Annotated in this window: 24 protein-coding genes; 11 read left to right on the top strand and 13 right to left on the bottom strand. The window is 68.3% G+C overall.

Annotation, left to right across the window (positions count from 1 at the left end):
• Positions 1 to 73 precede the first annotated feature (73 nt).
• A complete protein-coding gene (locus tag G1H10_RS07380; protein WP_163734932.1) occupies positions 74 to 928 on the top strand; it encodes a hypothetical protein in 855 nt (284 codons plus the stop codon).
• Positions 885 to 1,469: a hypothetical protein gene (locus G1H10_RS07375; RefSeq protein ID WP_163734929.1), complete on the top strand. Its 585-nt coding sequence runs from the start codon at positions 885 to 887 to the stop codon at positions 1,467 to 1,469. Before G1H10_RS07380 ends, G1H10_RS07375 begins: the two co-directional genes overlap by 44 nt.
• Before the next feature lie 10 nt (positions 1,470 to 1,479).
• Here the strand turns inward: G1H10_RS07375 and G1H10_RS07370 are convergent, their stop codons facing one another.
• The 4 genes from G1H10_RS07370 to G1H10_RS07355 form a co-directional block, all read right to left on the bottom strand.
• Positions 1,480 to 1,953, bottom strand: a complete 474-nt coding sequence (locus G1H10_RS07370; protein WP_163734926.1) for a hypothetical protein — start codon at positions 1,951 to 1,953, stop codon at positions 1,480 to 1,482.
• A 44-nt stretch (positions 1,954 to 1,997) separates the two neighbouring features.
• Positions 1,998 to 3,032 carry a sigma-70 family RNA polymerase sigma factor gene (locus G1H10_RS07365; RefSeq protein ID WP_312856547.1) on the bottom strand — a complete coding sequence of 345 codons (1,035 nt, stop codon included), beginning with the start codon at positions 3,030 to 3,032 and terminating at the stop codon, positions 1,998 to 2,000.
• A 246-nt stretch (positions 3,033 to 3,278) separates the two neighbouring features.
• Positions 3,279 to 3,938: a nucleoside/nucleotide kinase family protein gene (locus G1H10_RS07360; protein WP_163734920.1), complete on the bottom strand. Its 660-nt coding sequence runs from the start codon at positions 3,936 to 3,938 to the stop codon at positions 3,279 to 3,281.
• Between the two features lie 53 nt (positions 3,939 to 3,991).
• The gene (locus G1H10_RS07355) at positions 3,992 to 4,495 is read right to left on the bottom strand and encodes a TetR/AcrR family transcriptional regulator (RefSeq protein ID WP_163734918.1); all 504 of its coding nucleotides are present in this window, start codon (positions 4,493 to 4,495) and stop codon (positions 3,992 to 3,994) included.
• Positions 4,496 to 4,639: 144 nt separating this feature from the next.
• On the opposite strand from G1H10_RS07355, the gene G1H10_RS07350 reads away from it, so the two are divergent.
• On the top strand, positions 4,640 to 4,990 hold the full coding sequence (locus G1H10_RS07350; RefSeq protein ID WP_163734916.1) for a VOC family protein: 351 nt from the start codon (positions 4,640 to 4,642) through the stop codon (positions 4,988 to 4,990).
• Here G1H10_RS07350 and G1H10_RS07345 read toward each other — a convergent pair whose 3' ends face one another.
• Complete coding sequence (locus tag G1H10_RS07345; RefSeq protein WP_163734913.1) at positions 4,991 to 5,944, bottom strand: LysR family transcriptional regulator ArgP; 954 nt, start codon at positions 5,942 to 5,944, stop codon at positions 4,991 to 4,993.
• Positions 5,945 to 6,021: 77 nt separating this feature from the next.
• On the opposite strand from G1H10_RS07345, the gene G1H10_RS07340 reads away from it, so the two are divergent.
• Together G1H10_RS07340 and dnaG are read left to right on the top strand one after the other, a co-directional pair.
• A complete protein-coding gene (locus G1H10_RS07340; RefSeq protein WP_163735357.1) occupies positions 6,022 to 6,621 on the top strand; it encodes a LysE/ArgO family amino acid transporter in 600 nt (199 codons plus the stop codon).
• 181 nt (positions 6,622 to 6,802) lie between these two features.
• Positions 6,803 to 8,713, top strand: coding sequence for a DNA primase (gene dnaG / locus G1H10_RS07335; protein WP_216852996.1), 1,911 nt, complete (start codon positions 6,803 to 6,805; stop codon positions 8,711 to 8,713).
• Between the two features lie 21 nt (positions 8,714 to 8,734).
• On the opposite strand, the gene G1H10_RS07330 is transcribed toward dnaG, so the two are convergent.
• Positions 8,735 to 10,465 (bottom strand): AMP-dependent synthetase/ligase, encoded by a 1,731-nt coding sequence (locus G1H10_RS07330; RefSeq protein ID WP_163734909.1) that lies wholly within the window; start codon positions 10,463 to 10,465, stop codon positions 8,735 to 8,737.
• A gap of 157 nt (positions 10,466 to 10,622) precedes the next feature.
• Positions 10,623 to 11,096, bottom strand: coding sequence for a hypothetical protein (locus G1H10_RS07325; RefSeq protein WP_163734908.1), 474 nt, complete (start codon positions 11,094 to 11,096; stop codon positions 10,623 to 10,625).
• A 158-nt stretch (positions 11,097 to 11,254) separates the two neighbouring features.
• Between G1H10_RS07325 and G1H10_RS07320 the strand changes: the two genes are divergently transcribed.
• On the top strand, positions 11,255 to 11,890 hold the full coding sequence (locus G1H10_RS07320) for a superoxide dismutase family protein (RefSeq protein ID WP_163734905.1): 636 nt from the start codon (positions 11,255 to 11,257) through the stop codon (positions 11,888 to 11,890).
• 123 nt (positions 11,891 to 12,013) lie between these two features.
• Here G1H10_RS07320 and G1H10_RS07315 read toward each other — a convergent pair whose 3' ends face one another.
• Positions 12,014 to 12,433, bottom strand: coding sequence for a CBS domain-containing protein (locus G1H10_RS07315; RefSeq protein WP_163734902.1), 420 nt, complete (start codon positions 12,431 to 12,433; stop codon positions 12,014 to 12,016).
• Between the two features lie 174 nt (positions 12,434 to 12,607).
• Between G1H10_RS07315 and ku the strand changes: the two genes are divergently transcribed.
• The 3 genes from ku (at position 12,608) to G1H10_RS07300 (ending at position 17,036) form a co-directional block, all read left to right on the top strand.
• A complete protein-coding gene (gene ku, locus G1H10_RS07310) occupies positions 12,608 to 13,561 on the top strand; it encodes a non-homologous end joining protein Ku (RefSeq protein ID WP_163734899.1) in 954 nt (317 codons plus the stop codon).
• Positions 13,562 to 13,565: 4 nt separating this feature from the next.
• Positions 13,566 to 16,118, top strand: a complete 2,553-nt coding sequence (gene ligD / locus G1H10_RS07305) for a DNA ligase D (protein ID WP_163734896.1) — start codon at positions 13,566 to 13,568, stop codon at positions 16,116 to 16,118.
• A gap of 312 nt (positions 16,119 to 16,430) precedes the next feature.
• Positions 16,431 to 17,036, top strand: a complete 606-nt coding sequence (locus G1H10_RS07300) for a hypothetical protein (RefSeq protein WP_163734892.1) — start codon at positions 16,431 to 16,433, stop codon at positions 17,034 to 17,036.
• Positions 17,037 to 17,499: 463 nt separating this feature from the next.
• Here G1H10_RS07300 and lhgD read toward each other — a convergent pair whose 3' ends face one another.
• Complete coding sequence (gene lhgD / locus G1H10_RS07295) at positions 17,500 to 18,720, bottom strand: L-2-hydroxyglutarate dehydrogenase (protein ID WP_163734889.1); 1,221 nt, start codon at positions 18,718 to 18,720, stop codon at positions 17,500 to 17,502.
• Positions 18,721 to 18,850: 130 nt separating this feature from the next.
• On the opposite strand from lhgD, the gene G1H10_RS07290 reads away from it, so the two are divergent.
• Complete coding sequence (locus tag G1H10_RS07290) at positions 18,851 to 20,098, top strand: deoxyguanosinetriphosphate triphosphohydrolase (protein WP_163734886.1); 1,248 nt, start codon at positions 18,851 to 18,853, stop codon at positions 20,096 to 20,098.
• A gap of 94 nt (positions 20,099 to 20,192) precedes the next feature.
• On the opposite strand, the gene G1H10_RS07285 is transcribed toward G1H10_RS07290, so the two are convergent.
• The 4 genes from G1H10_RS07285 to aceA all read right to left on the bottom strand — a co-directional run bounded on the left by G1H10_RS07285 (position 20,193) and on the right by aceA (position 24,734).
• A complete protein-coding gene (locus tag G1H10_RS07285; RefSeq protein WP_163734884.1) occupies positions 20,193 to 20,369 on the bottom strand; it encodes a hypothetical protein in 177 nt (58 codons plus the stop codon).
• Positions 20,370 to 20,579: 210 nt separating this feature from the next.
• The gene (locus G1H10_RS07280) at positions 20,580 to 21,386 is read right to left on the bottom strand and encodes an Fpg/Nei family DNA glycosylase (protein ID WP_163734881.1); all 807 of its coding nucleotides are present in this window, start codon (positions 21,384 to 21,386) and stop codon (positions 20,580 to 20,582) included.
• An 87-nt stretch (positions 21,387 to 21,473) separates the two neighbouring features.
• On the bottom strand, positions 21,474 to 23,261 hold the full coding sequence (gene aceB / locus G1H10_RS07275) for a malate synthase A (RefSeq protein ID WP_216852995.1): 1,788 nt from the start codon (positions 23,259 to 23,261) through the stop codon (positions 21,474 to 21,476).
• 132 nt (positions 23,262 to 23,393) lie between these two features.
• Complete coding sequence (aceA, locus tag G1H10_RS07270; RefSeq protein WP_163734878.1) at positions 23,394 to 24,734, bottom strand: isocitrate lyase; 1,341 nt, start codon at positions 24,732 to 24,734, stop codon at positions 23,394 to 23,396.
• A gap of 210 nt (positions 24,735 to 24,944) precedes the next feature.
• Here aceA and G1H10_RS07265 point away from each other — a divergent pair, with 210 nt between their 5' ends.
• On the top strand, positions 24,945 to 26,381 hold the full coding sequence (locus G1H10_RS07265) for a helix-turn-helix transcriptional regulator (RefSeq protein ID WP_246219261.1): 1,437 nt from the start codon (positions 24,945 to 24,947) through the stop codon (positions 26,379 to 26,381).
• Positions 26,382 to 26,438: the final 57 nt, after the last annotated feature.

Raw genomic sequence — 26,438 nt, 5'->3', positions numbered from 1 at the left:
TGAGATGATCGTTTTCTTCCAGTATTTACGTGTTTGTGCAAGAATGCCCCGGACCACGCAGGGAGGGGGGACCTTGCCCAGGAACCGACACCGTCGGCACAGACGACGCCGCCGATCCAACACCGGGCGGCTCGTCGCCATCTCCGCCATGGCCATCGCGATACCGCTGCTGGGGTGGACGGCCATCGCCATGGTCTCGAACGACGACTCCACCGACGACGAGCCGCCCGCGGCGACCATGCCGACCGACGACGGGGCCGCTGGCGACGGCGCCGCCGACGACGACGCGGAGCATGCCCACAACGACGGAACCGCGGAGGCCGATGAGGGCGTCGACACGCAGACCACCGCGGAACCGACGACCGATCCCACGCCCGACCACAACGCAGACAGCGCAGCCAGGCAGGCGATCGAGGCCTGTACCGACGAGCTCTCCGCCGGCGAGGCCGTGGTCAGCGAGGCGAAGACCGGCGTCGGGCATTGGACCGAGCACATCGACGCCCGAACCGACCTGCTCGCCGGCCGGAACACCGAGGAAGAGACCCGGGCGATATGGAAGCGCACCCGCCTCGCCGGACCGGACGACCTGGAGCGTTTCGACGCCGTCCACACCACCTACGAGCGAACGGCCGGATGTGACGACCTCGCCGCGGCCGACGTTCCACAGGACCTGGCCGCCGACGCCGAGCAGTGCCTGGTCCGGGCGGAACGCACCGAAGCGGCCGTCGCCGCCGCTCGCGACGCCATCGGCGACTGGGAAGATCACCTGCACGCCATGGCCGACCACGCGGACGGCCACATGACCGCGGACGAGGCCCAAGACAAGTGGGTCGAGGCGTGGGAGAACGCACCAACCAACATCAACGCTTTCGACGAGGCCCGTGATGAGTTGGAACAAGCCCCCGCTTGCCCTGGAGCCGGCTCGTAGTCAGCCCACATCGGTACACACCACACCGGTGACGCGGGCCCGCACCGACGTCCTCCTCTGCGTCGCCGTGCTGGCCGCGGTGGGCGCCGTCGTCTATGTCAGTCAGGTCGTCCCCGTCTCGGAGACGCTCCGCGACGTCGCGCTCTTCGTCCATCTAGTCTGTGTGGTCGCCGGGCTGGGCAGTGTGCTGGTGGTCGACTGGTTCGGGCTGCGCTGGCAGCTCGGCCACACGTCCCTGGAGAACGTCGTCGCCACGGCCGGTGCGCTGGCGATTCCGATTTGGTTCGGGCTGTGCGGCCTGCTGCTGTCCGGGATATTCCTCGAGCCGGATCTCTCCCAGCCGGCTACCCGAGCGAAGATGGTCTTCGTCGCCATCGCTGGTCTGGTCGGGGTGCTCGCCAACGGGGTGCAGCGCAGGATGTCGGCGCAGCCGGCGTTCCGACGCTCCCGCGGGTTGGTCCGGGCCGGTATCGTGCTCGCCCTCGCTTCCCAGATCAGCTGGTGGGGCGCGACGGTGATCGGCTTCCTGAACCGAGCCTGACCCCGGCGCCTCACTCGACCTCGCGGCGCACCGCCGCTACCGCGGTCTCGAGCCGGGGACGCGTGTGCTCGTCGTCGGGGTCCAGCCCCGGATCGACCACAGCGTTCCACACCAGATCTCCGTCGGACTTGCGCCGACCGGTCACCTGGACGCCGCGCCGGCCGTCGATCGCCACATGCCGGGTGATGACGACGCTGGCCGTCACGAGCTCACGAACCACATCCACCAGCCGCCCCGGATCGGTGAGCGGGATCAGGTGCGCGTCACCACGACGCTTGCGCACCACCGGCTCGATCCGCAGGCGTTGCTCGTCGCTGTCCCAGGACGCTCGCTCGATCTCGTGCCACGCGATGGACCCGGACGGCCAGATCAGCCTCCGCTGAGTCGCGACGATCCGGCCGTCGGCACCTTCCGCGTGAGCGAGAACTCGCTCGTCGTTCTCCAAGCCTTCCATCGCCGGAACCTGACGTCGACGTCGCAACACGCCACCACTGTATGGTGCGGTGACACTGCACCGGGTACCCGGGATCAGCGCAGGTATTCGCGGAGCTCGACGGTCGACTCCTCCTGTCGCAACTTGGTGAGGGTGCGCCGCTCGATCTGCCGGATCCGTTCCCTGGTCACGCCCAGCACGCGCCCGACCTCCTCCAGGGTGCGCACGCGGCCGTCGTCCAGCCCGTATCGCAACCGGACCACGCAGCGCTCGCGTTCGCTCAGGCACGATAGCGCGGTCATGACCTGGTCTCGCAGCATCGCCTGCGCCACGATCTCGGCCGGGGACAACTCGTCGGTGTCCTCCACCAGCTCCCCGAACGACTGCTCAGCCTTCTCACCCACCGGCGTCTGCAGGCTGATCGGCTCGTCGACGAAGGCCAGCAGCTCGGTGATCCGATCCGAGGTCACCCCGGACAACTCGGCCAGCTCCTCATTGGTGGGCTCGCGCGCGTCGGTCTGCCACATCACGCGGCGCGCCCGCAGGATCCGGTTGAGCTCGTCCACCACGTGCACCGGCAACCGGATGGTCCGGCTCTGCTCGGCGAGCGCACGACCGATCGCCTGCCGGATCCACCAGGTCGCGTACGTGGAGAATTTGAAGCCGCGGGCGTAGTCGAACCTTTCGACCGCCCGCATCAGGCCCACGTTGCCCTCCTGGACCAGATCGAGCAGCGACATCCCGCGCCTGGCATAACGCCGAGCGACGGAGACGACCAACCGCAGGTTCGACTCGATCAGCCGCCGCTTGGCCGCTCGCCCGATGCGGACCAGTTCGTTGAGATCGTGGTAGTCGGGATCGCCGGGCCCGTTCGTCGCGATCCGCTCTTCGGCGAGCACGCCGGCCTCGATGGCACGGGCCAGGGAGACCTCTTCCTCTGCTGTCAGCAGTGGGACGCGCCCGATCTCGTCCAGGTACCGGCGGACGAGGTCCTGGCTTGCGCCGATGGCCTCGCTCTCACGGAGAGTGACGACGGTGCCGCCGTCGTCGGTCTCCAGCTCCGGTCCCGGCCTTGTCGACGTACCTGCGGCGGAGTGTTCCCCGCCCACCGGCCGTCTCTGCGTTGGCACAGCTGTACGCGCGGCGGTAGTGAACGCCACCGGCACCACCTCCGGTCGGGTTCCGACCCTGGGCGTCTACCCTTGGGGCGTGTCTTAGTCTGCCGTGATTTGCCCTACCTTTCTAGCCCTTGACAGGTAGATGATTTGGCCGTCAACGACGCGCGACATCCATGTTGACCCCGGTCGGCGCATCCGACATGTCGCCATCTGTGCAGGTCGGCACCGGTTTGAACGATTCGGCACCCGGAGCGCGGATCAGAGCTGGAAAGCAGAGAGATCGATCCGAAGATCGGCGCGTAAGCGCGTCTTCTCCACCAATCGAGCATTCTCCGAGTCAACCGCCTGTACCCACACGGCCGCCTCGTCGGGACTCTTGCCGAACCGGATGTGCCGCTCGACCAACCGTTGCGAGCGCACCTCGTCGTCGGTCTCGACGTACCAGACCTCGTCCAGGCACGCACGCGCCTCTCGCCACCCCGGCTGGTCCAGCAGCAGGTAATTGCCTTCCGTGACGACCACCTCCGGCTCGGGCCCGACCGGCAACGACGCCGCGATCGGCTGCTCGAGGTCCCGCTCGAACCCGGGGGCGTACACCACGTGCGACGGCCGCGCCTGGATCCTGGACAGCAGCGACGCGTACCCGTAGGCGTCGAACGTGTCGGGCGCGCCCTTGCGATCCCGCCGGCCGAGCCGCTCGAGTTCGACGTCGGCCAGATGGAATCCGTCCATCGGCACCTGCACCGCCGCAGGACCGATGGCCCGGGCCAGAGCCACCGCGAACGTCGACTTTCCAGCACCGGGGACGCCGGCGACGCCGATCAGCCGGCGGCGGCCTGGACGGTGCGCCCGCGCGGCCAGCTCCGCGAGCGCAGCGCCGGTCCCGGACAGGGAGATGTACTCTTGCGCTCTCGCCATCCGCCGATCCTGCCACGGCCCCGGTCGGGCACGCTCGCCGCCGGGGCGCCGGCTCACTCTTGCAGGACGTATTCGAGGGCGCCGCGGGCCGACTCCGCCGGCGCACCATCCGCGACGCTGAGCAGGGCCGCACGCCAGGCGGCCGCCAGCACCACCCCCGCGACGCGCAGGTGATCGGGGAGCAACGCCCGGATGGTGGCCTCGACCGGATCGGCCGTGTCGAGCGGCGCCGGTTCACCCAGCAGGCGGCACGCGTCGAACCGAACGGCCGCATCGAATGCGACCAGCAGCGCGGCCCGGGCGCCGATCCCGTCCGTCACCGCCGCCGCGGCGCCCTCCATCCGATCGGTGATCCGCTTCTCCATGTCGCCGCGCACCACGGTGTACAGCCCGAGCTTGGAGCCGAAGTGGTGATAGAGCGAACCGGTGGTGACTCCGGCCTTGGCCGCGAGGTCGCTCACGTTGCATCCCTCGTAGCCGGTGCGCTCGAACTCGTACAACGCCGCTTCGATCAGGCGCGCCTTGGCCGAACCTGGAACCGGGATCCACTCTCGCATCTCTTCCTCCGTTCCGGACGGTCGCCTCCGCGAAGCGTCGTCGCCGGGCTGCGACCTACTCGGCACTCGGCTCAGATACCGATCAACACCGGCTCTAGCATAACCGGTTGACGGGGTTCCGTAATCGAATTACGCTCGTCGTCCATGAAGCTGACGTTCATCTATCAAGCGGTCGACGATCTGCCGGCCGCACTGGCCTTCTACCGGGACGAGCTCGGCCTGGACGAGTCCTGGCGGGAAGGCGAGAGCACCGTCGCGTTCGATCTGCCGGGCTCCCCGGTGCAGCTCATGCTCGACGTCCCGCCGGACGGCGGCCCCGGCTGGAAGTCCGGGATGTTCTGCGAGGTTCCCGACGTCGACACGTTCGTCAAGGAACACCCGAACATCACCTGGGTCGGCGACGTGTTCGACCTTCCGGACGGTCGCGGCGCGACGTTCACCGATCCGGCGGGCAACACCATCCACGTCTTCGACCAGCGCCCGGCGGCCGGCTGATCAGGACCGGTACAACGCGCTCGCCGCCGCCGCTCGCACCGCGGCGGTGAGCGCCGCCAGCCCTTGCGATTCCAGCCGCCACCGCTGCCAGAACAGCGGGACGTCCAGCCACCGCCCCTCGACGATCTCCACCAGCTCACCGGCGGCGAGGGCCTGCGCAGCCATCTGTTCGGGCACCATCCCCCACGCCAGCCCGAGCCGGGCCGCGTCGGCGAACCCACGCGACGACGGCAGGTACGTCCTCGGCGGATCCACCCGCCGGCCGCACACCATGGTCGCGAACCGTTCCTGCAACGCATCCTTGCGGTTGAACACGAGCATCGGCGCCGATTCGAACCCTCCGGCCAACCCGGCTCCGGGCCGTTCCTCCCGCTCGAAGTACCGGCGGCGGAACGCCGGTGAGGCGACGGCCACATAGCGCATCGCTCCCAGCTCCTCCACCCGGCAGCCCTGCACCGCTCGCGCCTCCGCGGTGACCGCGGCCATCACCGAGCCGTCCCGGAGAAGCGCCACCGAATGGTCCTGATCTTCCTGCCGGATGTCGAAGGACACCCAGTGTCTTTCCGCCAGCGTCGCCAGCGCCGGCAGGAACCACGTGGCCAGTGAGTCCGCGTTCACCGCCACCGGCATCCGCAGCGGCCGCCGGCCGGCGAGGGCGCCGTCGTCGCGGCCGGCATCGTCCGCGTCACCGGGAATCTCACCGGCCACCTCGGCGACCGCCTCGTCCTCCAGCAGCGCGATCTGGCCGGCCAGCCGGACCAGCACTTCCCCGGCGTCGGTGGGGCGGCAGGGCCGGGTGCGCCGCACCAGGATCCGCCCCATGCGCGACTCCAGCGCCTTGACGCGCTGGCTCACCGCCGACGGCGTGACATGCAGGCGGCGTGCGGCGAGCTCGAAACTGCCCTCATCGACGACGGCCGCAAACGCCGCCAGATTCGCCAGGTCAATAGCCATAATGAAGCAACTCTAACTCAAGTGAAGAAAGATTAGCTGGTCTTATCTTCACTGCGCACCTAGCCTCTGTAACCGTGCTGACCAGCCTCGGAACCGGATTCGTCACCGGCCTCACGTTGATCGTCGCCATCGGGGCGCAGAACGCGTTCGTTCTCCGTCAAGGGCTGCGCCGGGAACACGTGCTGGCCGTGGTGGCGCTCTGCGCGGCGGCCGACGCCCTGCTCATCACGGCCGGTGTCGCGGGCCTGGGAACGCTGCTGACCGCCTACCCCGCCGCGGCCGAGGTCGCCAGGTACGGCGGCGCCGCCTTCCTGGCGGTCTACGGCGCGTTCGCAGCGCGGCGGGCGATGAATCCGCATGGGATGGCCGCCAGCGAACTCGCGCCGAGCACCCGGACCGCGGTACTGCTCACCTGCCTCGGGTTCACGTTCCTCAACCCGCACGTCTACCTGGACACCGTGGTGGTCCTCGGCTCACTCGGCAATCAGCACGGCGACGACGGCCGCTGGCTGTTCGTCATCGGGGCCTCGTGCGCCAGCGTCACGTGGTTCGTCGCCCTCGGCTACGGCGCCCGGGCGCTGAGCTCACTCTTCGCCCGGCCGGCGTCCTGGCGGGTGCTGGACGGCAGCATCGCCGTCGTCATGTTCGCGCTCGCCGCCGGTCTCCTGGTGAGTTGAAACCGGCTCGGCGACGCGTGTACCTCGCGACATTATCGAGGCCAGGGTATGGACAACGTCGAGAGAATGAACAGTCATCGGCGGACGTTACGGCCGACGCGCACGGCCCTCCGAAACGCGGCCGAGATTCACGCCGCCACGCGTGACAGAGCTGCCATCGAGGTTGACTAGACTCGGCCGCGTGGCCCGCATCCGTGACGAAGACATCGCCGCAGTCCGCGAGCGTGCCCGCATCGATGACATCGTCTCCCAGTACGTCACGCTCCGCCCGGCCGGTGGAGGCTCGCTCAAAGGCCTGTGCCCGTTTCACGACGAGAAGACGCCGTCGTTCAACGTCCGTCCGCAGGTCAACCTCTTCCACTGCTTCGGTTGCGGGGAGGGCGGCGACGTCATCTCGTTCCTGCAGAAGCACGAGCAGCTCTCGTTCGCCGAGGCGGTCGAGCGGCTCGCGGACAAGGTCGGCATCCAGCTGCGCTACGAGGACACCGGCCGCGGCTCAAGCACCGGACCGAGGCAGAACCGGGAACAGCGCACGCGCCTGATCGAGGCACACCGGCTGGCCGCCGAGTACTACGCCGACATGCTGGCGTCCTCACCCGAGGCCGTACCCGGGCGGCAGTTCCTCGACGAGCGTGGGTTCGACCGCGCTGCGGCCGAGCAGTTCGGCGTCGGATACGCCCCCAAGGAGGGCGAGGCGCTGCGCAAACACCTGCGGCAGAAAGGCTTCAGCGACGCCGAGCTGATCGCCGCCGGACTGGTCGCCCAAGGCCGGAGCACGCCGTACGACCGCTTCCGCGGCCGGCTCATCTGGCCCATCCACGACCTGCTGGGCGACGTCGTCGGGTTCGGCGCCCGCCGACTGTACGACGACGACCGGATCGAGGCGAAATACCTCAACACCCCTGAGACGGTCATTTACAAGAAAAGCCACCTGCTCTACGGCGTCACCTTCGCCAAGCGGGACATCGCGCGCAGCGCTCAGGCCGTGGTGGTCGAGGGATACACCGACGTGATGGCCTGTCACCTGGCCGGGGTGACGACGGCCGTGGCCACTTGCGGAACCGCGTTCGGCGAAGACCACACCCGGATCCTGCGTCGGCTGCTACGGGACCAGGACGAGTACCGCGGCCAGGTCATCTTCACCTTCGACGGCGACGAGGCCGGCAAGAAGGCGGCGATGCGTGCGTTCGAGGGCGACCAGCGCTTCGTCGGGCAGACCTACGTCGCCATCGAGCCGAACGGGATGGACCCGTGTGATCTGCGGCTGAAATCCGGCGACGCGGCGGTCCGCGAGCTGATCGCCCGGCACCGGCCGCTGTTCGAGTTCGCCATCCGCAGCCTGGTGGACGACTTCGACCTCGACCACCCGGAGGGACGGACGCGCGCGCTGGAGAAGGCCGTTCCGCTGGTGGCCCGTATCCGCGACCGTGCGCTGCGGGACGAGTACGCGCGACGGGTGGCCGGCTGGGTCGGTGCCCCCGACGAGATGTCCGTCGTCCGCCGGGTGCGTGGCGCCGCCGGAGCCCCGGATCGCGGCCCGCGCCGCTCGCCCGCCGGCAACGGCGCCACGGCACCGGCCGACCAGCAGGCGCTCAGCGTGCCCAGCCACGGCAATGTCGATCCGCAGACGCTGGCGCTCGAGCGGGAGGTGCTGCGCGTCGCCGTGCAGCGTCCCGCGTTCGCCGGACCGGCCTTCGACGCGATCGAACCGGAGGCGTTCCTTTCGCCCGTCTTCCGCGCCGCACGGGAGGCGATCGCGCAGGCCGGCGGGTGCGCCACCCAAGGCGGTGGTGCGGCCTGGATGGACGCGTTGCTCGCCGCAGCGAAGGACGACGTCACCCGGCACGTGCTGTCCGAGCTCGCCATGGAGACCATCCCCACCGACGACGCGAGCATGCCCCGCTACGCCGAGTCGATCGTGCTCCGGCTGACCGAGGTGTGGGTCTCGCGACGGCTGGTAGCGCTGAAGGCGCGGCTGCAGCGGACCGATCCGTCCGCCGAGGTCGAGGTGTACAACCGGCTCTTCGGCGAACTCATGACGCTCGAAGCGCACCGCCGGGACTTGCGCGAACGCGGCATCGGGGTGGCGTAGCCGGATGCGAGTCGGCAGCGGTCACGCGTAGATCGACTCGATCACGTCGGCGAAGTGTTCCGCGACGTCCCGGCGGCGGAGCTTCAGCGTCGGCGTCAGTTCCCCCGCTTCCTCGGTGAACTCGCGGTCGACGATCGCGAACTCACGGATCGACTCGGAGCGGGCCACCAGTTCGTTGGCGGCGTCGATGGCTTTCTGCACCTCTGCCCGGACCGTCTCGTCGTCGTTAGGACTCCTGTCGTCGAGATCGACCCCATGCTCCTCAGCGAACCGGCTCAACTCCTGCTCGTCGAGAGTGACCAGCGCGGCGACGAAACGCCGCCGGTCCCCGACGACCATCGTCTGCGACACGAGCGGGTGCCGATTGGCGCGGTTCTCCAGCGGGGCAGGCGCCACGTTCTTGCCGGCCGCCGTGGTGATCAGTTCTTTCTTCCGGTCGGTGACGTAGAGGAATCCGTCGGAGTCGAGCTCACCCAGATCCCCGGTGTGGAACCACTCCCCGTCGAAATCGTCGCCGCGTGCGTCCTCGTGGTGGTAGCGCTGGAACACGTTGCCGCCCCTGACGAGGATCTCGCCGTCGGCAATGCGGACGCCGACCCCGGGCAACGGCGTTCCCACCGAGCCCACCCGGGTCGCCTCGGGAGCGTTGGCGGTGGCCGGACCGGTGGTTTCGGTGAGGCCGTACCCTTCCAGGATCGGGAGCCCGGCCCCGCGGAAGAAGTGCACCACGTCCTCGGCCAGTGGTGCCCCACCGGAGACGGCGTGACGCACCCGGCCGCCCATCGCCTCCCGCAGCCGGCGGAACACCAACCGATCCGCGAGCAGGTGCCGAGCGCGCAGGGGCACGCCCGGTCGTCCACCGGCGGTGGACCAGTCTCGCGCGGCGGACTCGGCCGCGGCGAAGATCCGCCGCCGCACCGGGCCTTCGGCCTGCGCCCGAGCCGCTTCGTACACCTTCTCGAATGCGCGCGGCACCCCGACGAACAGGCTGGGCCGGTATGCGCGCACGTCGCCCCGCGGGTCCCGCGTGTCGCGGGCGAACCCCACCGTCACCCCGCTGTCCAGGCAGACATAGTGGATCAACCGGGCGAAGATGTGCGCCAACGGCAACAGTTGCAGCAGCGAACCGTCGTCGGACAGGACCGCATCCAGGTGGCGACGGACCTGCGTGGTCGTCCAGGCAAGGTTGCGGTGCGTGAGCACACAGCCCTTGGGCCGCCCGGTCGTCCCCGATGTGTAGACCACCGTCGCGACGTCGTCGGGGGCGAGCGCCTCCGCACGGCGATCGGCCTCGGCGCCGTGGTCCGCTCCGCCGTCGCCCGCTGCACCGTCGTCCGCTCCGCCGGCATCGCGCAGGTGGTCGAGCCCGCCGTCGTCGAAGACCAGCACGTCGACGTCGCCTGCGGAGCGGATTCGTTCAGCGGTGGCCGCCTGATCGGTGAGGGCGAGCCGGCATCCGGAGTCCTCCAGGATCGCCCGGCACTGCTCCACCGAGCTGGTCTCGTACAGCGGCACGGTCACCGCTCCCGCGGAGAGGATCGCCAGATCGCTCACCGCCCACTCCACGCGGGTCTCGCTCATCAGCGCGACCCGGTCACCGGCGGCCACTCCCAGCCCGACCAGGCCGGTGGCGGCGGAACTCACCAGATCGGCCAGTTCCGCGCACGACAACTCGTGCCAGCCGTCCTCGTCCGGAACGGCGAGCGCAGGACTGGACGGCGTCGTCTGCGCGCGCCGATACAGGCGCGACACCAGGTTGTCGCCGGGGTCGACCGGCGACGGCTCAGGCCCTTCTGCCGCGGCTGCATGCCCCTCTAGCTGGGCAGCATGCCCCGCTGCGTCGGCGGCTTCGGCGGCTTCGGCGGCCGTCGATCGCTCCTGGCCGTCACCGTTCGTGTTCAGCTCGTTTTCACCCCTGCCCCAGGTATGTCCGGGGATCGCGCTGATCAGGCCGGTCGGCGAGCCAGCGTCCGATCACGTCCGGATGCCGACGAGTCATCTCCTCCAGTAGCGCCTCACGGAGCTGCGCGTGCGAGAGAATGCTCGCCGGCAGGTACTTGTGCCGCAGATCCTGGCTGGTCTGCGCCCATAATGCGTAGAGCTGCTCGTCCGACATGCGGGCCACCATGGTCTCGGTGGTCTCCTGCCGCTGACCGGTCATGACGTTGACATTGACGTCGACGCCGCCGTCTGGGGATGCGCTCGTGTCGGCGTTCTCCGCCTCGGGTGGCCACCGGCGCAACAAGGTGACGAGCGCCCAGCCCAAGGCGATCGCGAACAGAGGGAACCATCCGGCCCCGATGACCATGATCGCGAACCCGACCACGAGCAGCGGCATCCACGCCCACCAAGGGACGCTCGCAAGGCGCCGAAGGATGGACATCACACCACACCTCTCTGTCATTCGCTCACACCCGCTGGATACCCGCGAGCGACCGGATCACACGCTGCATCGAAGTCGATTCGGGAGCTTGCACGGGTTACGGACGCAACGCTCCGGGTACGGACGTGTGCATATCGCCGAGCCGAAGGGGTGGGAGTATGCAATGGCGTCCCTGGGCACTGCCGCTGATGGTGATGTCGCTGGTGGCGGTGGCGGCCTGTGCCGAGTCCCCCAGCGACACGCCGGGCACGTCGGACGACACGGACGGCCATGGTGGCGACACGAGCGTCGCCGAGATCATCGATGACGCGACCGCGGAAGGCGTGGTCCAGGTCGCCGTGGTCGATGTGGGCGGATCCGAGATCGGGCAGGTGTTGCTGGCGCAGCACGAGTCCGGAACCGTCGTCGAGGCTCGCTTCTGGGATATGGAACCTGGCTACAAGGGCTTCCATATCCACGAGTCGCCGATGTGCGACGCCGACGCCCCGGAGGGTGCATTCACGAGTGCTGGCGGGCACTACACCGCCGGCGACGAGAACCACCCGGAGCATGCCGGCGACCTTCCCCCGCTGCTGGTCAAGACCGATGGCAGCGCGGAGAGTGCGGTGGTCACCGATCGGTTCCGGCTGGATGACCTGACCGAGGCCGGGGCGGCCGTCATCGTGCATGAGCAGCCCGACAACCAGGCGAACATCCCGCAGCGGTACGGAGAAGCCGACCAGGACACCCTGGACACCGGCGACGCCGGCGACCGCATCGCCTGCGGCACCATCCAACCCACCGGCGACTCCTAAATGATCATGTGAAGTGGGTTTTCTCGTGCTCCAACAGGTCTGCAGACCTGGTGGTGCACGAGAAAACCCACTTCACATGATCATTTAGGACGGGTGGGTGGATAGTGGAGAGCAGCTGGGTGATCAGGTGTTCGGCGGAGCGGCGCTGATGTCCGCCAGGGCCGACCGACGGTCCTGATCGACCGCCAGGTCCCCGATCGACACCATGCCCACAAGCTGCTGGTCACGGGTAACGGGCAGCCGACGTACCGCGTGCTCCCGCATGATGCGGACCGCTTCGTCGATGTCGTCGTCGGCGTTCACCGCCACCAGGTTCCGGCTGCAGATGTCGCCGACCGTCATCCGCGTCGGATCCCCGTTGACCGCGAGGCCCCGGACGACGATGTCACGATCGGTGACCAAGCCGCAGACCCCGTTCTCGTCCGTGACGACCACATCACCGATGCCCTGATCCCGCATCATCTGTGCCACTTGCTGGACCGATGTGCTGACGTCCGCGGTCACCGGCCCACCTGTCATGACCTCACTGACCTTCTGTGCCATGACTCGTCTCCCTCATCTGGTTGAGTTGTACATTGCGCTTACGCCTGCTGTACCCACGGGTGTGCCGGGCATTCGGAGAAATCGCCGAGTTACCTGCGCATAGGGACGACGGCAGCGGCCGCCACGCGGGCGGGCTCCAGCATGCGGCGCGTGCGAATCGGGTAACTGGACCATATGGCACGGCCAGTGTGGACCGGGACGATCAGCTTCGGGCTGGTGAACATCGGCGTCGGCCTGTACTCGGCGACCGAGAACCGCGACGTGTCGTTCCACCAGTTCGAAGAGGGGACCGGCAAGCGCGTCCGCAACAAGCGCGTGGCCGAAGGTACCGACCGCGAGGTCAAGTACGACGACATCACCAAGGGGTACGAAACGGACAGCGGCGACCACGTCATCGTGACACAAGAAGAGCTCGAAGCCGTCCAGCCGGAGACGTCTCGCACCATTACCATCGACGACTTCGTCGAACTCGCCGAGATCGACCCGATCTACTACCAGCGCAGTTACTACCTCGCACCGCGCAGCGAGGAGCAGGCGCACGCATATGCGCTGCTCCGCGACGCCATGAAGGAGTCCGGCCTGGCCGGCATCGCCAAGCTGGTGATGCGGAACAAGGAGTATCTAGCCACGATCCGCGCCGAGGGCGACGTCTTAGTGCTCAACACCATGTTCTTCGCCGACGAGATCCGGGATCCGCACGAGGTCGCCGACATCCTGCCCGGGCAACAAGAGCTCCCGCAGCGCGAGTTCGACACCGCCGTCAAGCTCATCGAGCAGCTGAGCACGTCGTGGAAGCCCGAGAACTACCACGACACCTATCGGGAACAGGTGCTCAAGCTGATCGAGCAGAAGGCCAAGGGCGAGGAGGTCGAAGTCGCCGAGCCGGAGGAGCCGGAGGACAACGTCGTCGACCTGGTGGCCGCCCTGGAACGCAGTATCGAACAGGCACGCGGCTCGAAGAGCGCCTCCGGCGGTGGATCTAAGAGCACGTCGAGCGGTGGATCGAAGAGCGGCTCCGGCGGCACATCGAAGGGCAGATCGAGCGGCGGTTCGAAGAGTGGGTCCCGGTCCAAGGCCGGCTCGAAGAGCGGCGGGAAGGGCAAGCAGAGCGGCAAGAAGGCATCCTAGTTCCATGGCCGGATCCGAGAAGCTCCGCGAGTACCGGAAGAAGCGCTCGTTCGATCAGACGCCGGAACCACAAGGCGACGACGCAGCCGAGCCGGCCGGGAACCGCTTCGTCATCCAGGAGCACCACGCCCGGCGGCTGCACTGGGACTTGAGGCTGGAGCACGACGGCGTCCTGGTCTCCTGGGCGCTGCCACGCGGGCTGCCGGACGACCCCAAGCACAACCGGCTGGCGGTGCACACCGAGGACCACCCGCTGGAATACCTGACCTTCGAAGGCGACATCCCGGCTGGCGAGTACGGCGGCGGATCGATGACCGTCTGGGACACCGGGACCTACGAGGCGGAGAAATTCCGCGACGACGAAGTCATCATGAGACTGCACGGCAAGCGGGCGACCGGCAAGTTCGCGCTGTTCCAGACCGGCCACGGCGACGACGCGAAGAACTGGCTGATCCACCGGATGGATCCGCCCGAGGCCGGCCGGGACCCGATGCCGGACAACATCGAGCCGATGCTCGCCACGCTCTCCGAACTGCCGCCGGATCAGGAGGGTTGGGGCTTCGAGGTCAAATGGGACGGCGTCCGCGCGCTCGCCTACGGCGAGGTGGGCAAGTTGCGCCTCGTGAACCGCAACGGCCGGGACATCACCGGGCAGTATCCGGAGATCGGCCCGCTCATGCGCCAGCTGGGATCACACCGGGTCATCCTCGACGGCGAGCTGGTCGCGTTCGACGAGGGCCGGCCCAGCTTCGAGAGACTCCAGCCGCGGATCAACCTCGCCGAGGCGAAGGTTCGTCAGCGTCAGCGCGAGATTCCGGTGACGTACATCATCTTCGATCTGCTCTACCTCGACGGACGGTCGCTGCTGCCGCTGAGCTACGAGGAACGACGACGCGAGCTGGAAGCGCTGGAACTGGACGGCAAGAGCTGGAGCGTTCCCGGCTACCACCGCGAGGACGGTGCCGCGCTGCTGGCGGCGACGCGGGAGCGCGGCATCGAGGGCGTCATCGCCAAGCGGCTGGACAGCCGGTACCAGCCCGGGCGGCGAAGCCGGGACTGGTTGAAGGTGAAGAACGTGTATCGGCAAGAGGCGGTGATCGGCGGCTGGACGTCCGGGCAAGGTCAGCGCCAGGGTGACCTCGGCGCGCTGCTGGTCGGCTACTACGAGGATCAGGACGACGGCGACGGACCGAAACTGCGCTACGCCGGAAAGGTCGGCACCGGATTCGACGCCAAGACGCTGCGGATGCTGCGCGAACGGCTGGATCCGCTGCGTCGCAAGGACAGTCCGTTCACCGGCCGGCAACCGCAGACCAAGGACACGGTATTCGTCGACCCGGAACTGGTCTGCGAGGTGGAGTTCCGGGAGTGGACGGCGTCGCGCACGCTGCGGCAGCCGGCATATGTCGGTTTGCGCGACGACAAGCCCGCCCACGAGGTCTTCCGCGAAGAGACGGCGGCGCCGCCCGAGGCGACCCAGAATCCCGCCGACGACGCCCCTGCCGGTGTCTCCGCGGACGATGACCGCGACGACGGTCGACGACGCGAGAAGCGTGGCTCCGACGACGGAGACGGCGGCAAACGCGGGTCCAGCAAGGCAGATCGCGGACGCGACGGCGACGACGGTAACGGCGCCGACGAGATGACCGAGGGCCGGGTGCAGGTCGAGGGCAAGAAGCTGAAGCTGTCCAACCTGGGCAAGGTCTTCTACCCGGAGACCGGGATGACGAAGGGCGACGTCATCGCGTATTACCACGAGGTCGCCCCAGCGCTCCTCCCCCACCTGCGCGACCGCCCGCTGACCATGAAGCGTTACCCGGACGGCGTCGACGGCGAGAGCTTCTACGAGAAGCAATGCCCGTCGCACCGCCCGGACTGGGTGTCCACCGCACCGATCTGGAGCGAGAGCAACAACCGCGAGGTGGAGTACTGCCTGGTCAATGACCTGCCGACGTTGGTGTGGGTGGCCAACCTGGCGGACTTGGAACTGCACACCATGCTGGCCCGTGCCGAGGATGTGGAGCGGCCGACGTTCATCGTCTTCGATCTGGACCCTGGCGAGGGCGTCGGGCTGGCCGGATGCGCCAAGGTGGCCGTCTGGGTGCGCGACGTGCTCAACCACGTCGGTCTGAAGGCGCTGGTGAAATCGTCCGGGTCGAAGGGGCTGCATCTGGCTGTGCCGCTGAACACGCAGGTCACCTATGACGAGACCAAACCCTTCGCGCACGCCGTCGCTCAACTGGCCGAGCACGAGAACCCCGGCGACGTCGTCTCCCGCATGACGAAGGCGCGCCGCAAGGGCAAAGTGTTCGTCGACTGGAGCCAGAACACGGCCCACAAGACGACGGTGGCGCCGTTCTCGCTACGGGCGCGATCTCGGCCTACCGTCTCGGTTCCGCTGACCTGGGACGAGGTCGAGGCCGTGGCCGGTGGCGACGCCGACGAGGATAGCCTGCGATTGGAAGCCGGCCAGGTCCTGGCGCAGCTCGACGATCGCGCCAAGCTATTCCGACCGCTCCTCGAGCTCGAACAGCAACTCCCCGAGCTCAACGTCTGAGCGCACCACGCGTCGGCGGCATCGACGGTCTCACCGCGGGCGCTCGCGACGCTGCCGCGCCTACGCGGCGCCTCCCTGACCAGTCGCTATGGCCAGCCACACAGCGTCGACACAGCGCGAAGGGCCGGGTCCCATCGTCCGACGGGGTTCCCCGGCCTCAACTTCCGTTCCGCCGAACGGGTGGCGGCACAGCTCTAGTATGTATGAATTCGACGGCTGCGGTTAACCCTTATTTTCCTCTGACTACGTTGCACCGCTCCTTGGAGCGCATTAATGCGTTGTATTGTCAGTGGTGGCTGGCACCATGGCCTTATGAACGACGATGACTCCCTGATGCTACCTGATGCTCCCGCATGGCATGCATGGGTCGACGAGTCAATCCGCGTCCTGCCCGCGGGTGGGTTCTACATTCTTGCAGCCGTCATCGCAGATTCATCGGAGTGCGAGTCAACACGTGACGCCATGCGCGCCATGCTCGTTCGCAAACACGGTCGCCTGCACTGGAGGGATGAGAACGCCGACCGTCGTCACAAGATCGCGGCTGCGCTCAGCGCGGCCGACGTAACGTGCCTCGTTATAGTCGGGACCCACGTCGATGGCACTCGCCAAGAACGAGCCAGGCGGCTCTGCTTCGAGCAGCTTCTCCATCGTCTAGACACCTTGAGCGTGAGCTGCGTGTGGATGGAAAGCCGTACCCAGTCCCTGAACCGGAAGGACGTGAAGATGGTCAAGCACCTGCGCGGTGCGCGCACGGTGACCTCAGATATCAGGCTTGAGTTCGCTCTTCCACGTGATGAGCCCATGCTCTGGGCTGCCGATGCGGTCGCTGGCGCGGCAAACGCGAAGCACAACGGCAACCCCGAGTGGTTCGAGCCGCTAGCATCTCTGACCGAGCAGATCGAGGTCAAAATCCGATGAATGGCTTCGCGAAGCGCGAAGGCCGGGTCCCGTCCTCCGGCGGGGGTCCCGGCCTCAACTTCCGTTCCACCACGCGGGTGGTCGGCACTCTTGAATCATGACACGACAAGCCCTGTCGCGTCCACATGATGGGTCAGGTGTGGGTTTAGCGGCTACGAATGCGAGCCCGGCGGAAATATCTATAAGCCCTACTCTTTCACCTGCAGGATGCTGGAGTGACGCAGCTCTGACTGGAGAGCGTCAACTTCCGTTCCACCACGCAGGTGGTAGGCACATTTAGGTAATGACACTCCATGGCGAGTCGTGTCCAGCGAATACTGCAATGCCACGCGCCAGGTCGTCCTCCAGTGGAACCGCCGGTCGTCGCCCATTGAAGCGGCTCCCACCCCCGCTTCTCCTCGTCCGCCGCCCCCGCGAAGGTTCCGGGGAAGACCCCCGGCGTAAATACTCGCACCTGCCTGAGCTAAGGGTGGAGCTCAGCCACGATGTCTTCGGCGATGGCCAGCGACGCGGTGGCGGCCGGCGACGGCGCGTTCCGCACGCACAGGATGCGGCCGCGCCGGCTGGTCCGGAAGTCGTCGACGAGGGTGCCGTCGGCGTCCATCGCCTGCGCACGGATACCCGACGGAGCCGGGACGACGTCGTCAGCGGAAAGCTCCGGGACATAGCGACGCGCTCCCCGCACGAAAGCGCGCTTGCTCAGCGATCCGTACATCTCCTGGACACCCACCCGCCAGTTGCGCCGGGCGAACCGCCGGAACCCGCGCCAGCCGAGTAGCCCGGCCAGCTCACGCAGCTCGACGTCCCGTCGCCGGTAGCCTTCGCGGGCCAACGCCAGCACCGCGTTCGGCCCGATGAGCACCTCGCCGTCGATGCGCTTGGTCAGATGCACACCCAGGAACGGGTAACGCGGGTCGGGAACCGGGTAGATCAGCCCGTTCACCAGGTGCCGCCGCTCGGTGCGCAGCCGTGCGAACTCGCCGCGGAACGGCACGATCCGCGGATACTCGTCGTCGCCGGCCAACCGTGCGAGGCGGTCGGCCTGCAGCCCAGCACAGATGATCACGTGGTCGAACGCAGCCGTCAGCTCCGGCTTGACGCCGACGTCCGTCTGCCGCATCTCGACACGGACCTCGGACGAGTCCTGGTCGAACCCGGTGACCTCCACCCCGGTGTGCACCTCGGCACCGGCCGCGACCGCGTCGTCGAGCAGCGACCGGGCCACTGCTGCGAAATCGGCGACCGCCGTCGTCGGCGAGTACAGACCGGCGACGCCTCGCACGTACGGCTCGATCTCGGTCAACTCCGTCGCGTCCAGCAGCCGCACCCCGAGCACCCCGTTCGCCTGCGCCCGCGAGTGGATGCCATCCAGCCGCTGCCGGTCGCGCTCGTCCAGGGCGACCAGCACCTTCCCGCACTCGTCGTATGAAAGACTGTTCTTCTCGCAGTAGTCGCGGAGCAGCGCCACGCCCCGTCGCGCGAACCGTGCTTTGGCGGAGCCCGGGGTGTAGTAGAGCCCGGCGTGGACGACGCCGCTGTTCCGCCCAGTCTGGTGCAGCCCGGTTGTCGGTTCTTTCTCCAGGACTGTCACCTTCGCCCGCTCGTCGCGATTGAGCAGTGCCCGTGCGACGGCGGAGCCGATGATGCCCGCGCCGATCACGGCGTATCGATGTCCAGAGCTCATATGCAGCGCACCCCCTGAGCGCTCATTGTGACAGAGCGTGCGGCGGATCATCGTCAGAGCGTGCGGTGGGTCGCTCCGCCGCTCGGGGTTCGGGCATGCGGCGTCGCCGAAGGGGATAACCTCAGCACTGATGGACGGATATGACGTCGCCGATCGTGAGCGGTGGGCACCGGAGCCGGAGAAGCGCTCCACGCGTACCGACTTCGAGCGCGACCGGGCGCGCGTGCTGCACGCGGCGTCGCTGCGCCGGCTCGCCGCCAAGACCCAGGTGGTCTCGCCGGGCAGCGACGACTTCGTCCGCAACCGCCTGACCCACTCGCTGGAGGTCGCCCAGGTGGGACGCGAGCTGGGCAAAGCGCTCGGCTGCGACCCGGACGTCGTCGATACGGCCTGCCTCGCGCACGACCTCGGTCATCCACCCTTCGGGCACAACGGCGAGGACGCGCTGGACACCATCACCGCGCACATAGGTGGTTTCGAGGGCAACGCCCAGACGCTTCGGCTTCTCACCCGCCTGGAAGCCAAGGCATCGCATCCGGACGGTCGCTCGGCAGGGCTCAACCTCACCCGCGCCAGCCTGGACGCCGCCACCAAGTACCCGTGGCGCCGCGGCACCGTGCATCCGAAGAAGTTCGGCGTCTACGAGGACGACATGGCGGTGTTCACCTGGCTGCGCACCGGCGCGCCCGACCAGCGCCGATGCCTGGAGGCGCAAGTGATGGACTTCGCCGACGACGTCGCATACTGCGTGCACGACGTCGAGGATGCGATCGTGGGCGGATGGCTCCAGCCGTGGCGAGTGCTCGATGTGCAGGAAGAGCGGCAACGCTTCGCCGAGCTCACCCGGTCCTGGTACCTGCCCGACACCCCGCTCGAGGAGATCCTGCACACACTCGATCGGCTGCGGAGCAGCTCGTTCTGGGTGGACGCGTACGACGGCCGTCGCGCGTCGCTTGCCGCCCTGAAGGACATGACCAGTCAGCTGATCGGCCGGTTCAGCGCGCATGCCCAGCGTGCGACGCACGACGTGTACGGAGGCGGCCGGTTGACCAGGTACGCAGCAGACCTGTGCGTCCCGCACCAGACGAGGTTGGAGGTCGGTGTGCTCAAGGGCCTGGCCGCCACCTACGTGATGACCGCACGCGACCGCGCCGAAACGTACGGAGACCAGCGCGCTCTGGTCGAGGAGCTGGTCGACCTGCTACGCGACCGCGCGCCGGAAGGGCTGGAGCCCATCTTCCGCGACGACTGGGACCACGCACCGGATGACGCCGCACGGCTGCGTGTCATCGTCGACCAGGTCGCCTCGCTCACCGACGCCTCGGCCTACCTGCTGCACTCGAGGCTGAAGGGGGCGGGAGCATCCGGCCGCAGCTGATATAGCCGGCCCAGCCGGCGCAGGCGGTGCATCTGGTGCAGCCGGTGCAGCTCGATGCAACTGGCGCAACTGGTGCGACCGGCGGAGCAGCAGGTCATCGCGGTGGGTACTCGTCTTTGAGCCGTTCCGCTGCTTGTTTGACATCGTTGGGAGTGGGCCGGTCCTTCCCGGCTTCCTCCAACTTCTCGTCGTCGGTCGTCTCGCGCGCCGAGTCGGCCTGGGGACGCTCCACGTTTCCTGCGGCGTGCTTGCCCTTGTACTTACCGCCCATCACCGCCTCCTTGCCGAGTCAATGAGATGGCGCCCTAGGACATAACCAGAATCAGCGGTTTCACACCTCTGAGCGCGAGCGACGTTCGACGTGGCCAGGCAGTGTGTCCGCCCCGGGTTGTCGCCGCGGCTCGTCGCCGTGAGGTTCGTCGCCGTCAGGTTCGTCGCCCATAGGCCCGTCGTCATCAGGCTCGTCGCCGCGCGGCGCCCGTCAGGATGGTTGACAGTTCGGGCACCAGACGGTGCGCCGTCCGCCGACCGGTTTGTGCCGCAGCCGCGTCAGGCATCGCGGACACTTTCCTTCCGGCTCGTCGCGACGCCCGGTCAACCAGGAACGACGGTCCGGCACCCGGCCGACCGGCTCCGACTGTCGCAGTACGGAGCGCATGGTGCTGAACAGGCGCCGCCACTCGTCGTTCGTGAGATCGTCGCTCGAGCGGGCCGGATGCAGCCGCGCCTGCCAGAGGATCTCGTCCGCGAGCAGGTTGCCCAACCCCGCGACGACGCTCTGGTCGATCAGGGCCGGCTTGAGACGCCGACGGCTCGCGCCCAGCCGCTCGGTCAGCTCGTCGCGGTCGATCGACGCGGCGTCCGGCCCGCTGTCGGCGAGCAACTCGTCGACGTCGCCGTCGTCCTGCATCAATCGCACACCCTGTAGTTTGCGCATGTCACGGAAGCGCAGCTCGCCGTCGTCGGTGGCGAAGATCAGCCGATCGTGCCGATGCCGCTCCTCCCCCTCGTCCGGAGACCAGATCAAGGCGCCGGTCATGCCGAAGTGGAAGACTATGCTCGGTTCGTCCTTGCGGTGTCGCCGACCGGGGGCGTGCAGCGGCGCCACCAGCCATTTCCCATGCCGGCATGGCGCGCCGAAGGCGCTGCCGGTCACCGCGTCGCGCACCTCCGGGCCGGTGGTGTCGCGCAGCACGCCGGCGTCGAGAACCTCGACGTCCTCGACCTTCCGGCCACCCGCGCGGCCCAGCACCCGGCTGAACCCCTCGACGTCCGGTAGCTCCGGCATGTCACCACCGGTACCCCACAGCCCATGATCATGAACACTATCCGTTCACATAGCACGGATAGTGTTCATGATCATCGGGGGTCGACGTCAGATGTAGTGGGCGTATGCGGGGATGGTGAGGAACGTCGGGTACTCCGGCGCGAGCGAGACCTGCTCGAACAGCTCTCGGGCCTGCTCCACCCGGCGTCGTCGCGTCTCATCGTCGCCCACCTCGTCCAGCAGCTTCGCGGCCTCGTCGGCGACGATGTCGGCCACCAGCCGGTGCGTGATCAGCGTGCCGTCCTCGATCGCCGCCTCGGTGTTGATCCACTGCCACAGCTGGGACCGCGAGATCTCCGCGGTGGCCGCGTCCTCCATCAACCCGAAGATTCCCACCGCTCCCCGGCCGCCGAGCCACGCCTCCAGATAGCGCAACGCGACGGAGACGTTGGTACGCAGCCCCGCCTCGGTGATCCGGCCCGGCGTCTGCTCGACCCTGAGCAGGTCGGCGGCCCGCACGTCGACGTCGTCGCGCCGCCGCTCGATCTGGTTCGGCCGCTCCCCGAGCACCTCGTCGAAGACCTCACGGACGACGTCGACCATGCCGGGGTGCGCCACCCAGGAACCGTCGAACCCGTCGTAGGCCTCACGTCGTTTGTCCTCCCGGACCTTGGCGAACGCCGCCTCGTTCATCTCGGGGTCCTTCGACGGGACGAACGCGGCCATGCCGCCGATCGCATGCGCGCCGCGCCGGTGACAGGTCTGCACCAGCAGCTCGGTGTAGGCGCGCATGAACGGCACCGTCATGGTGACCGCGGACCGGTCCGGCAGCACGAACCGCCCGCCGCGGCTGCGGAAGTTCTTGATCAGGCTGAAGATGTAGTCCCAGCGGCCGGCGTTCAGACCGGCCGAGTGCTCCCGCAGTTCGTAGAGGATCTCCTCCATCTCGAACGCCGCGGTGATCGTCTCGATCAGCACTGTGGCGCGGATCGTGCCGCGCGGCAGGTCCAGTGCCTCCTCCGCGAAGCGGAACACGTCGTTCCACAGCCGAGCCTCCAGGTGGCTCTCCAGCTTCGGCAGGTAGAAGTACGGGCCGACGCCGCGTCGCACCAGCTCGTGTGCGTTGTGGAAGAAGTACAGGCCGAAGTCGACCAACGCCCCCACCATCGGCTCGTCGTGGTGTTCGGTCCCCGCGGGGACGTAACGCAGGTGCTTCTCGGTCAGGTGCCAGCCGCGTGGCCGGACGACGATGGTCGGCGGGGTCTCGGTCTGCAGCTCGTACCGTTTGCCCTCCGGGCTGGTGTAGTCGATGCTGCGACGGACCGCGTCGTACAGGTTCACCTGGCCGCCGATGACGTTCTCGAAGTGCGGCGTGTTCGCGTCCTCGAGGTCGGCGAGCCAGACCTTCGCGCCGGAGTTGAGCGCGTTGATCGTCATCTTCCGCTCGGTCGGCCCGGTGATCTCGACCCGGCGATCCTCAAGGCCTGGAGCGGGCGGCGGGACGTGCCAACCGGGGTTCTCCCGGATGCTGCGGGTCTCGGCCAGGAAGTCCGGATCCTTCCCGGCCAGGATACGATTCCGCCGCCGCTGCCGCATCGCCAGCAGATCGGCACGCGTCCCGGAGAACCGGGCATGCAGGTGCGCCAGGAACGCCAGCGCCTCCGGGGTGAGAATCTCCTCCTGCCGACCGACATCGGGTCCGGCGATCTCGACCCGTCCGACCGGCGCCGTCGCCGCTCCCGTCTCCGTCACCGCTCCCGTCTCCGTTGCCGTTGCCGTCTCCATGGTGCCCGCCTCCGCGCGCCGGCTGTCTCGTCGTTCTTCCGTGCCAGGCTCGCCGCCAGTATCCCGCGCCTGCTCCGCGCCGGCCCGCTGATTGATCAGATTCGCAGTCATCTCTCGTCTATGTCCTCTCCTCGTGCGCGTGCCCGGCCGTGAACTCGGCGCGCTGCGCTGCGACGTGCGCCCTGTGACGTGCGCACCGTCAGCGCCGCGCGTCGCGGGCCGGGCCCGCCGCACGCTCCGCTATCAGTGGAACTGCTCCTGCTCCGTCGACCCTTTCAGCGCGACGGTCTCGCCGTCCGGGTTCAACGTGGTCGACACCAGGTCGAAATACCCCGTGCCCACTTCGCGCTGATGTTTCACCCCGGTGTAACCGAGACTCTCGGCGGCGAACTCGTCTTGCTGCAGCCGCACGTAGGCCGTCATGCCCTCCTTGGCGTACCCGCGGGCCAGCTCGAACATGCCGTAGTTGAGCTGGTGGAAACCGGCGAGCGTGATGAACTGGAAGCGATAGCCCATGGCGCCCAGCTCGCGCTGGAAACGGGCGATCGTGTCGTCGTCTAGGTGCGCCTTCCAGTTGAACGACGGCGAGCAGTTATACGCCAGCATCTTCTGCGGGTACCGGTCGTGCACCGCCTCCGCCACCTGCCGGGCCAGGTCGAGGTCCGGCGTACCCGTCTCCACCCAGATCAGGTCCGCGTACGGGGCGTAGGCGAGCGCACGTGCGATCACCGTCTCCGGGCCCGGCGTCGTTCGGTAGAAGCCCTCGGGGCTGCGTTCGCCGGTGAGGAACTCCTGGTCGCGCGGGTCGACGTCGCTGGTGATCAGCTTGGCCGCCAGGGCGTCGGTACGCGCGACGATCAGGGTGGGGACGCCGGCGACGTCGGCGGCCAGCCGGGCCGCGTTCAGGGTCCGCACATGCTGGGCGGTCGGCACGAGCACCTTGCCGCCCAGATGGCCGCACTTCTTCTCCGACGCCAGCTGGTCCTCGAAGTGCACACCAGCGGCGCCGGCCGCGATGAGCGCCTTAGCCAGCTCGAACGCGTTGAGCGGGCCGCCGAAGCCGGCCTCGGCGTCGGCGACGATCGGCGCCAGCCAGTCCACGCCGGGGTCGACGCCCTCGGCGAAGGTGATCTCGTCCGCGCGCAGCAGGGCGTTGTTGATCCGGCGAACGACGGTCGGCACCGAGTTGACCGGGTAGAGGCTCTGGTCCGGGTAGGTCTGCCCGGACGTGTTCCCGTCCGCTGCAACCTGCCAGCCGGACAGGTAGATCGCCTCCAGACCGGCCCGCACCATCTGCACCGCCTGGTTGCCGGTGATGGCGCCGAGGGCGTGCACGTAGTCCCGCGTGTGCAGCAGCTCCCACAGCCGCTCGGCGCCGCGCCGGGCCAAGGTGTGCTCTTCGCGCACGGTCCCGCGGAGCCGGACCACGTCGTCGGCGGTGTAGTCGCGCTGGATCCCGGCCCATCGCGGGTCGGTCTCCCACGTGCGCCTGAGTTCCGCCGCCTCAGCGGCCGCTCGCTCCCGCGGGGCGTGCCGGCGGGTCTGTGTCACCTCGTGCTGTGTCCTGTCGAGTGCAACCGTCATGTTTCGCTCCTTGGTGATCGCGACGGCCGGACGTCGTCGGTTCGTCGAATCACGGCCACCGAGCGGGCGGGGCCGCGTACCCGTCGGACGACGACTGGCCGTCGAACATTCGGCACATGAACACAATGTGCCCACAACGACCGCCCTTTCTAGAGATCCTGTGTGTGAACTATGGTGGTTCTTCACTCACCGAGAAGAATGGGCTTTCCCATGGACACCGACATCGACCTCGCGACCCTTGGGCAGCGGATCCGGCATGCTCGCAAGGCCAAGGGCATGACCCTGGGCGAGCTGGCTCAGGCGGTCGACCGTGCGCCGTCGCTGCTGTCCCAGATCGAGAACGGGAAACGTGAGCCGCGGCTGACGCTGATCCAGGTGCTCGCCGGCGCGCTCGGCGTCGACATGGCCGATCTGCTCAAGCCGGAGGCGCCCTCGCACCGCGCGGCCTTGGAGATCGCGCTAACCCGGGCCCAGGTCAGTCCGCTGTACGCCAGTCTCGGCCTGCCGCAGGTCGGAGTCACCAGCAAGTTGCCGACCGAGGCGCTGGAAGCCTTGGTGGGTCTGCACGCCGAGCTGGAACGGAAGGCAAGCGAGCAGGCCGCCACACCGGAGGAGGCCCGGCGCGCCAACGCCGAGCTGCGGCAGCGGATGCGCGACCGGGACAACTACTTCGCCGAGCTGGAGGAGACCGCGTCCGGGCTGTCGTCGGCGATCGGACACACCAAGGGGCCGCTCACCGAACGCGGCGTCAACGACCTCACCGCACACCTCGGGTTCACCCTGCATCGCGCCGGCGACCTGCCACGCGCCACCCGGTCCATCACCGACCTGCGCAACCGCCGCATCTATCTGCCGCTGCCCAGTCACACCAACCACGATCCGCGCACCATCGTGCTGCAGACGCTGGCACATTTCGCGCTCGGCCACTCCGAGCCGGAGAACTACGCGGACTTCCTGCGGCAACGGGTCGAGGTGAACTACGTCGCCGCGGCGTTGCTCATGCCGGAGGCACCGGCCGTCGACTTCCTGCAGCGGGCGAAGTCGGCGAAGGCGCTGGCCATCGAGGACCTGCGCGACGTCTTCGCGGTCACCTACGAGACGGCGGCGCACCGGTTCGTCAATCTCGCGACGCATCACCTGGGTATCCCGATCCATTTCATGCGCGTCGGTGAGGACGGCATCATCTACAAGGCGTACGAGAACGACGACGTCACGTTCCCCGCCGACGTCACCGGCGCCATCGAGGGCCAGATGGTGTGTCGCTACTGGGCGGCCCGGGCGGTGTTCAGCGCCGGGGACCGGTACGCCTCGCACTACCAGTACACGGACATGGGGCGCGGCACGTACTGGTGCACCACGCATGTGGAGCGCACGTCGGACGGCGACTTCGCGATCGACGTCGGCGTGCCGTACGCGCACGCCAAGTGGTTCCAGGGCCGGGAGACGACGGTGCGGGCCACGTCGAGTTGCCCGGACCCGTCGTGCTGCCGTCGCCCGCCGGAGGGACTGGCCGGGCGGTGGGCGGAACACGCCTGGCCGAGCGCCCGGGTGCGCTCGCACCTGCTGGCTGCCCTACCGCCGGGCACGTTCCCCGGCGTCGACGACACCGACGTCTACACCTTCCTCGACCGCCACGCCCCAGCCTAAATGATCTGGTGAAGTGGGTTTTCTCGTGCACCACCAGGTCTGCAGGCATGGTAGTGC

Origin of the sequence: Phytoactinopolyspora halotolerans (genome assembly GCF_010550675.1) — a bacterium.
Classification (GTDB): domain Bacteria; phylum Actinomycetota; class Actinomycetes; order Jiangellales; family Jiangellaceae; genus Phytoactinopolyspora; species Phytoactinopolyspora halotolerans.
Note: the sequence above shows the minus strand (reverse complement) of the source record. Positions and strands in the feature narration are given on the sequence as shown.

What these genes read in the sequence shown, in the direction of transcription:
- G1H10_RS07375 (WP_163734929.1), top strand. Translation starts at nt 885, where the DNA reads ATGAGTTGGAACAAGCCCCCGCTTGCCCTGGAGCCGGCTCGTAGTCAG.
- G1H10_RS07360 (WP_163734920.1), bottom strand. Translation starts at nt 3,938, where the DNA reads ATGGCGAGAGCGCAAGAGTACATCTCCCTGTCCGGGACCGGCGCTGCG.
- G1H10_RS07355 (WP_163734918.1), bottom strand. Translation starts at nt 4,495, where the DNA reads ATGCGAGAGTGGATCCCGGTTCCAGGTTCGGCCAAGGCGCGCCTGATC.
- G1H10_RS07350 (WP_163734916.1), top strand. Translation starts at nt 4,640, where the DNA reads ATGAAGCTGACGTTCATCTATCAAGCGGTCGACGATCTGCCGGCCGCA.
- G1H10_RS07345 (WP_163734913.1), bottom strand. Translation starts at nt 5,944, where the DNA reads ATGGCTATTGACCTGGCGAATCTGGCGGCGTTTGCGGCCGTCGTCGAT.
- G1H10_RS07325 (WP_163734908.1), bottom strand. Translation starts at nt 11,096, where the DNA reads ATGTCCATCCTTCGGCGCCTTGCGAGCGTCCCTTGGTGGGCGTGGATG.
- G1H10_RS07320 (WP_163734905.1), top strand. Translation starts at nt 11,255, where the DNA reads ATGCAATGGCGTCCCTGGGCACTGCCGCTGATGGTGATGTCGCTGGTG.
- G1H10_RS07315 (WP_163734902.1), bottom strand. Translation starts at nt 12,433, where the DNA reads ATGGCACAGAAGGTCAGTGAGGTCATGACAGGTGGGCCGGTGACCGCG.
- ku (WP_163734899.1), top strand. Translation starts at nt 12,608, where the DNA reads ATGGCACGGCCAGTGTGGACCGGGACGATCAGCTTCGGGCTGGTGAAC.
- ligD (WP_163734896.1), top strand. Translation starts at nt 13,566, where the DNA reads ATGGCCGGATCCGAGAAGCTCCGCGAGTACCGGAAGAAGCGCTCGTTC.
- G1H10_RS07300 (WP_163734892.1), top strand. Translation starts at nt 16,431, where the DNA reads ATGAACGACGATGACTCCCTGATGCTACCTGATGCTCCCGCATGGCAT.
- lhgD (WP_163734889.1), bottom strand. Translation starts at nt 18,720, where the DNA reads ATGAGCTCTGGACATCGATACGCCGTGATCGGCGCGGGCATCATCGGC.
- G1H10_RS07290 (WP_163734886.1), top strand. Translation starts at nt 18,851, where the DNA reads ATGGACGGATATGACGTCGCCGATCGTGAGCGGTGGGCACCGGAGCCG.
- G1H10_RS07285 (WP_163734884.1), bottom strand. Translation starts at nt 20,369, where the DNA reads ATGGGCGGTAAGTACAAGGGCAAGCACGCCGCAGGAAACGTGGAGCGT.
- G1H10_RS07280 (WP_163734881.1), bottom strand. Translation starts at nt 21,386, where the DNA reads ATGCCGGAGCTACCGGACGTCGAGGGGTTCAGCCGGGTGCTGGGCCGC.
- aceB (WP_216852995.1), bottom strand. Translation starts at nt 23,261, where the DNA reads ATGACTGCGAATCTGATCAATCAGCGGGCCGGCGCGGAGCAGGCGCGG.
- aceA (WP_163734878.1), bottom strand. Translation starts at nt 24,734, where the DNA reads ATGACGGTTGCACTCGACAGGACACAGCACGAGGTGACACAGACCCGC.
- G1H10_RS07265 (WP_246219261.1), top strand. Translation starts at nt 24,945, where the DNA reads ATGGACACCGACATCGACCTCGCGACCCTTGGGCAGCGGATCCGGCAT.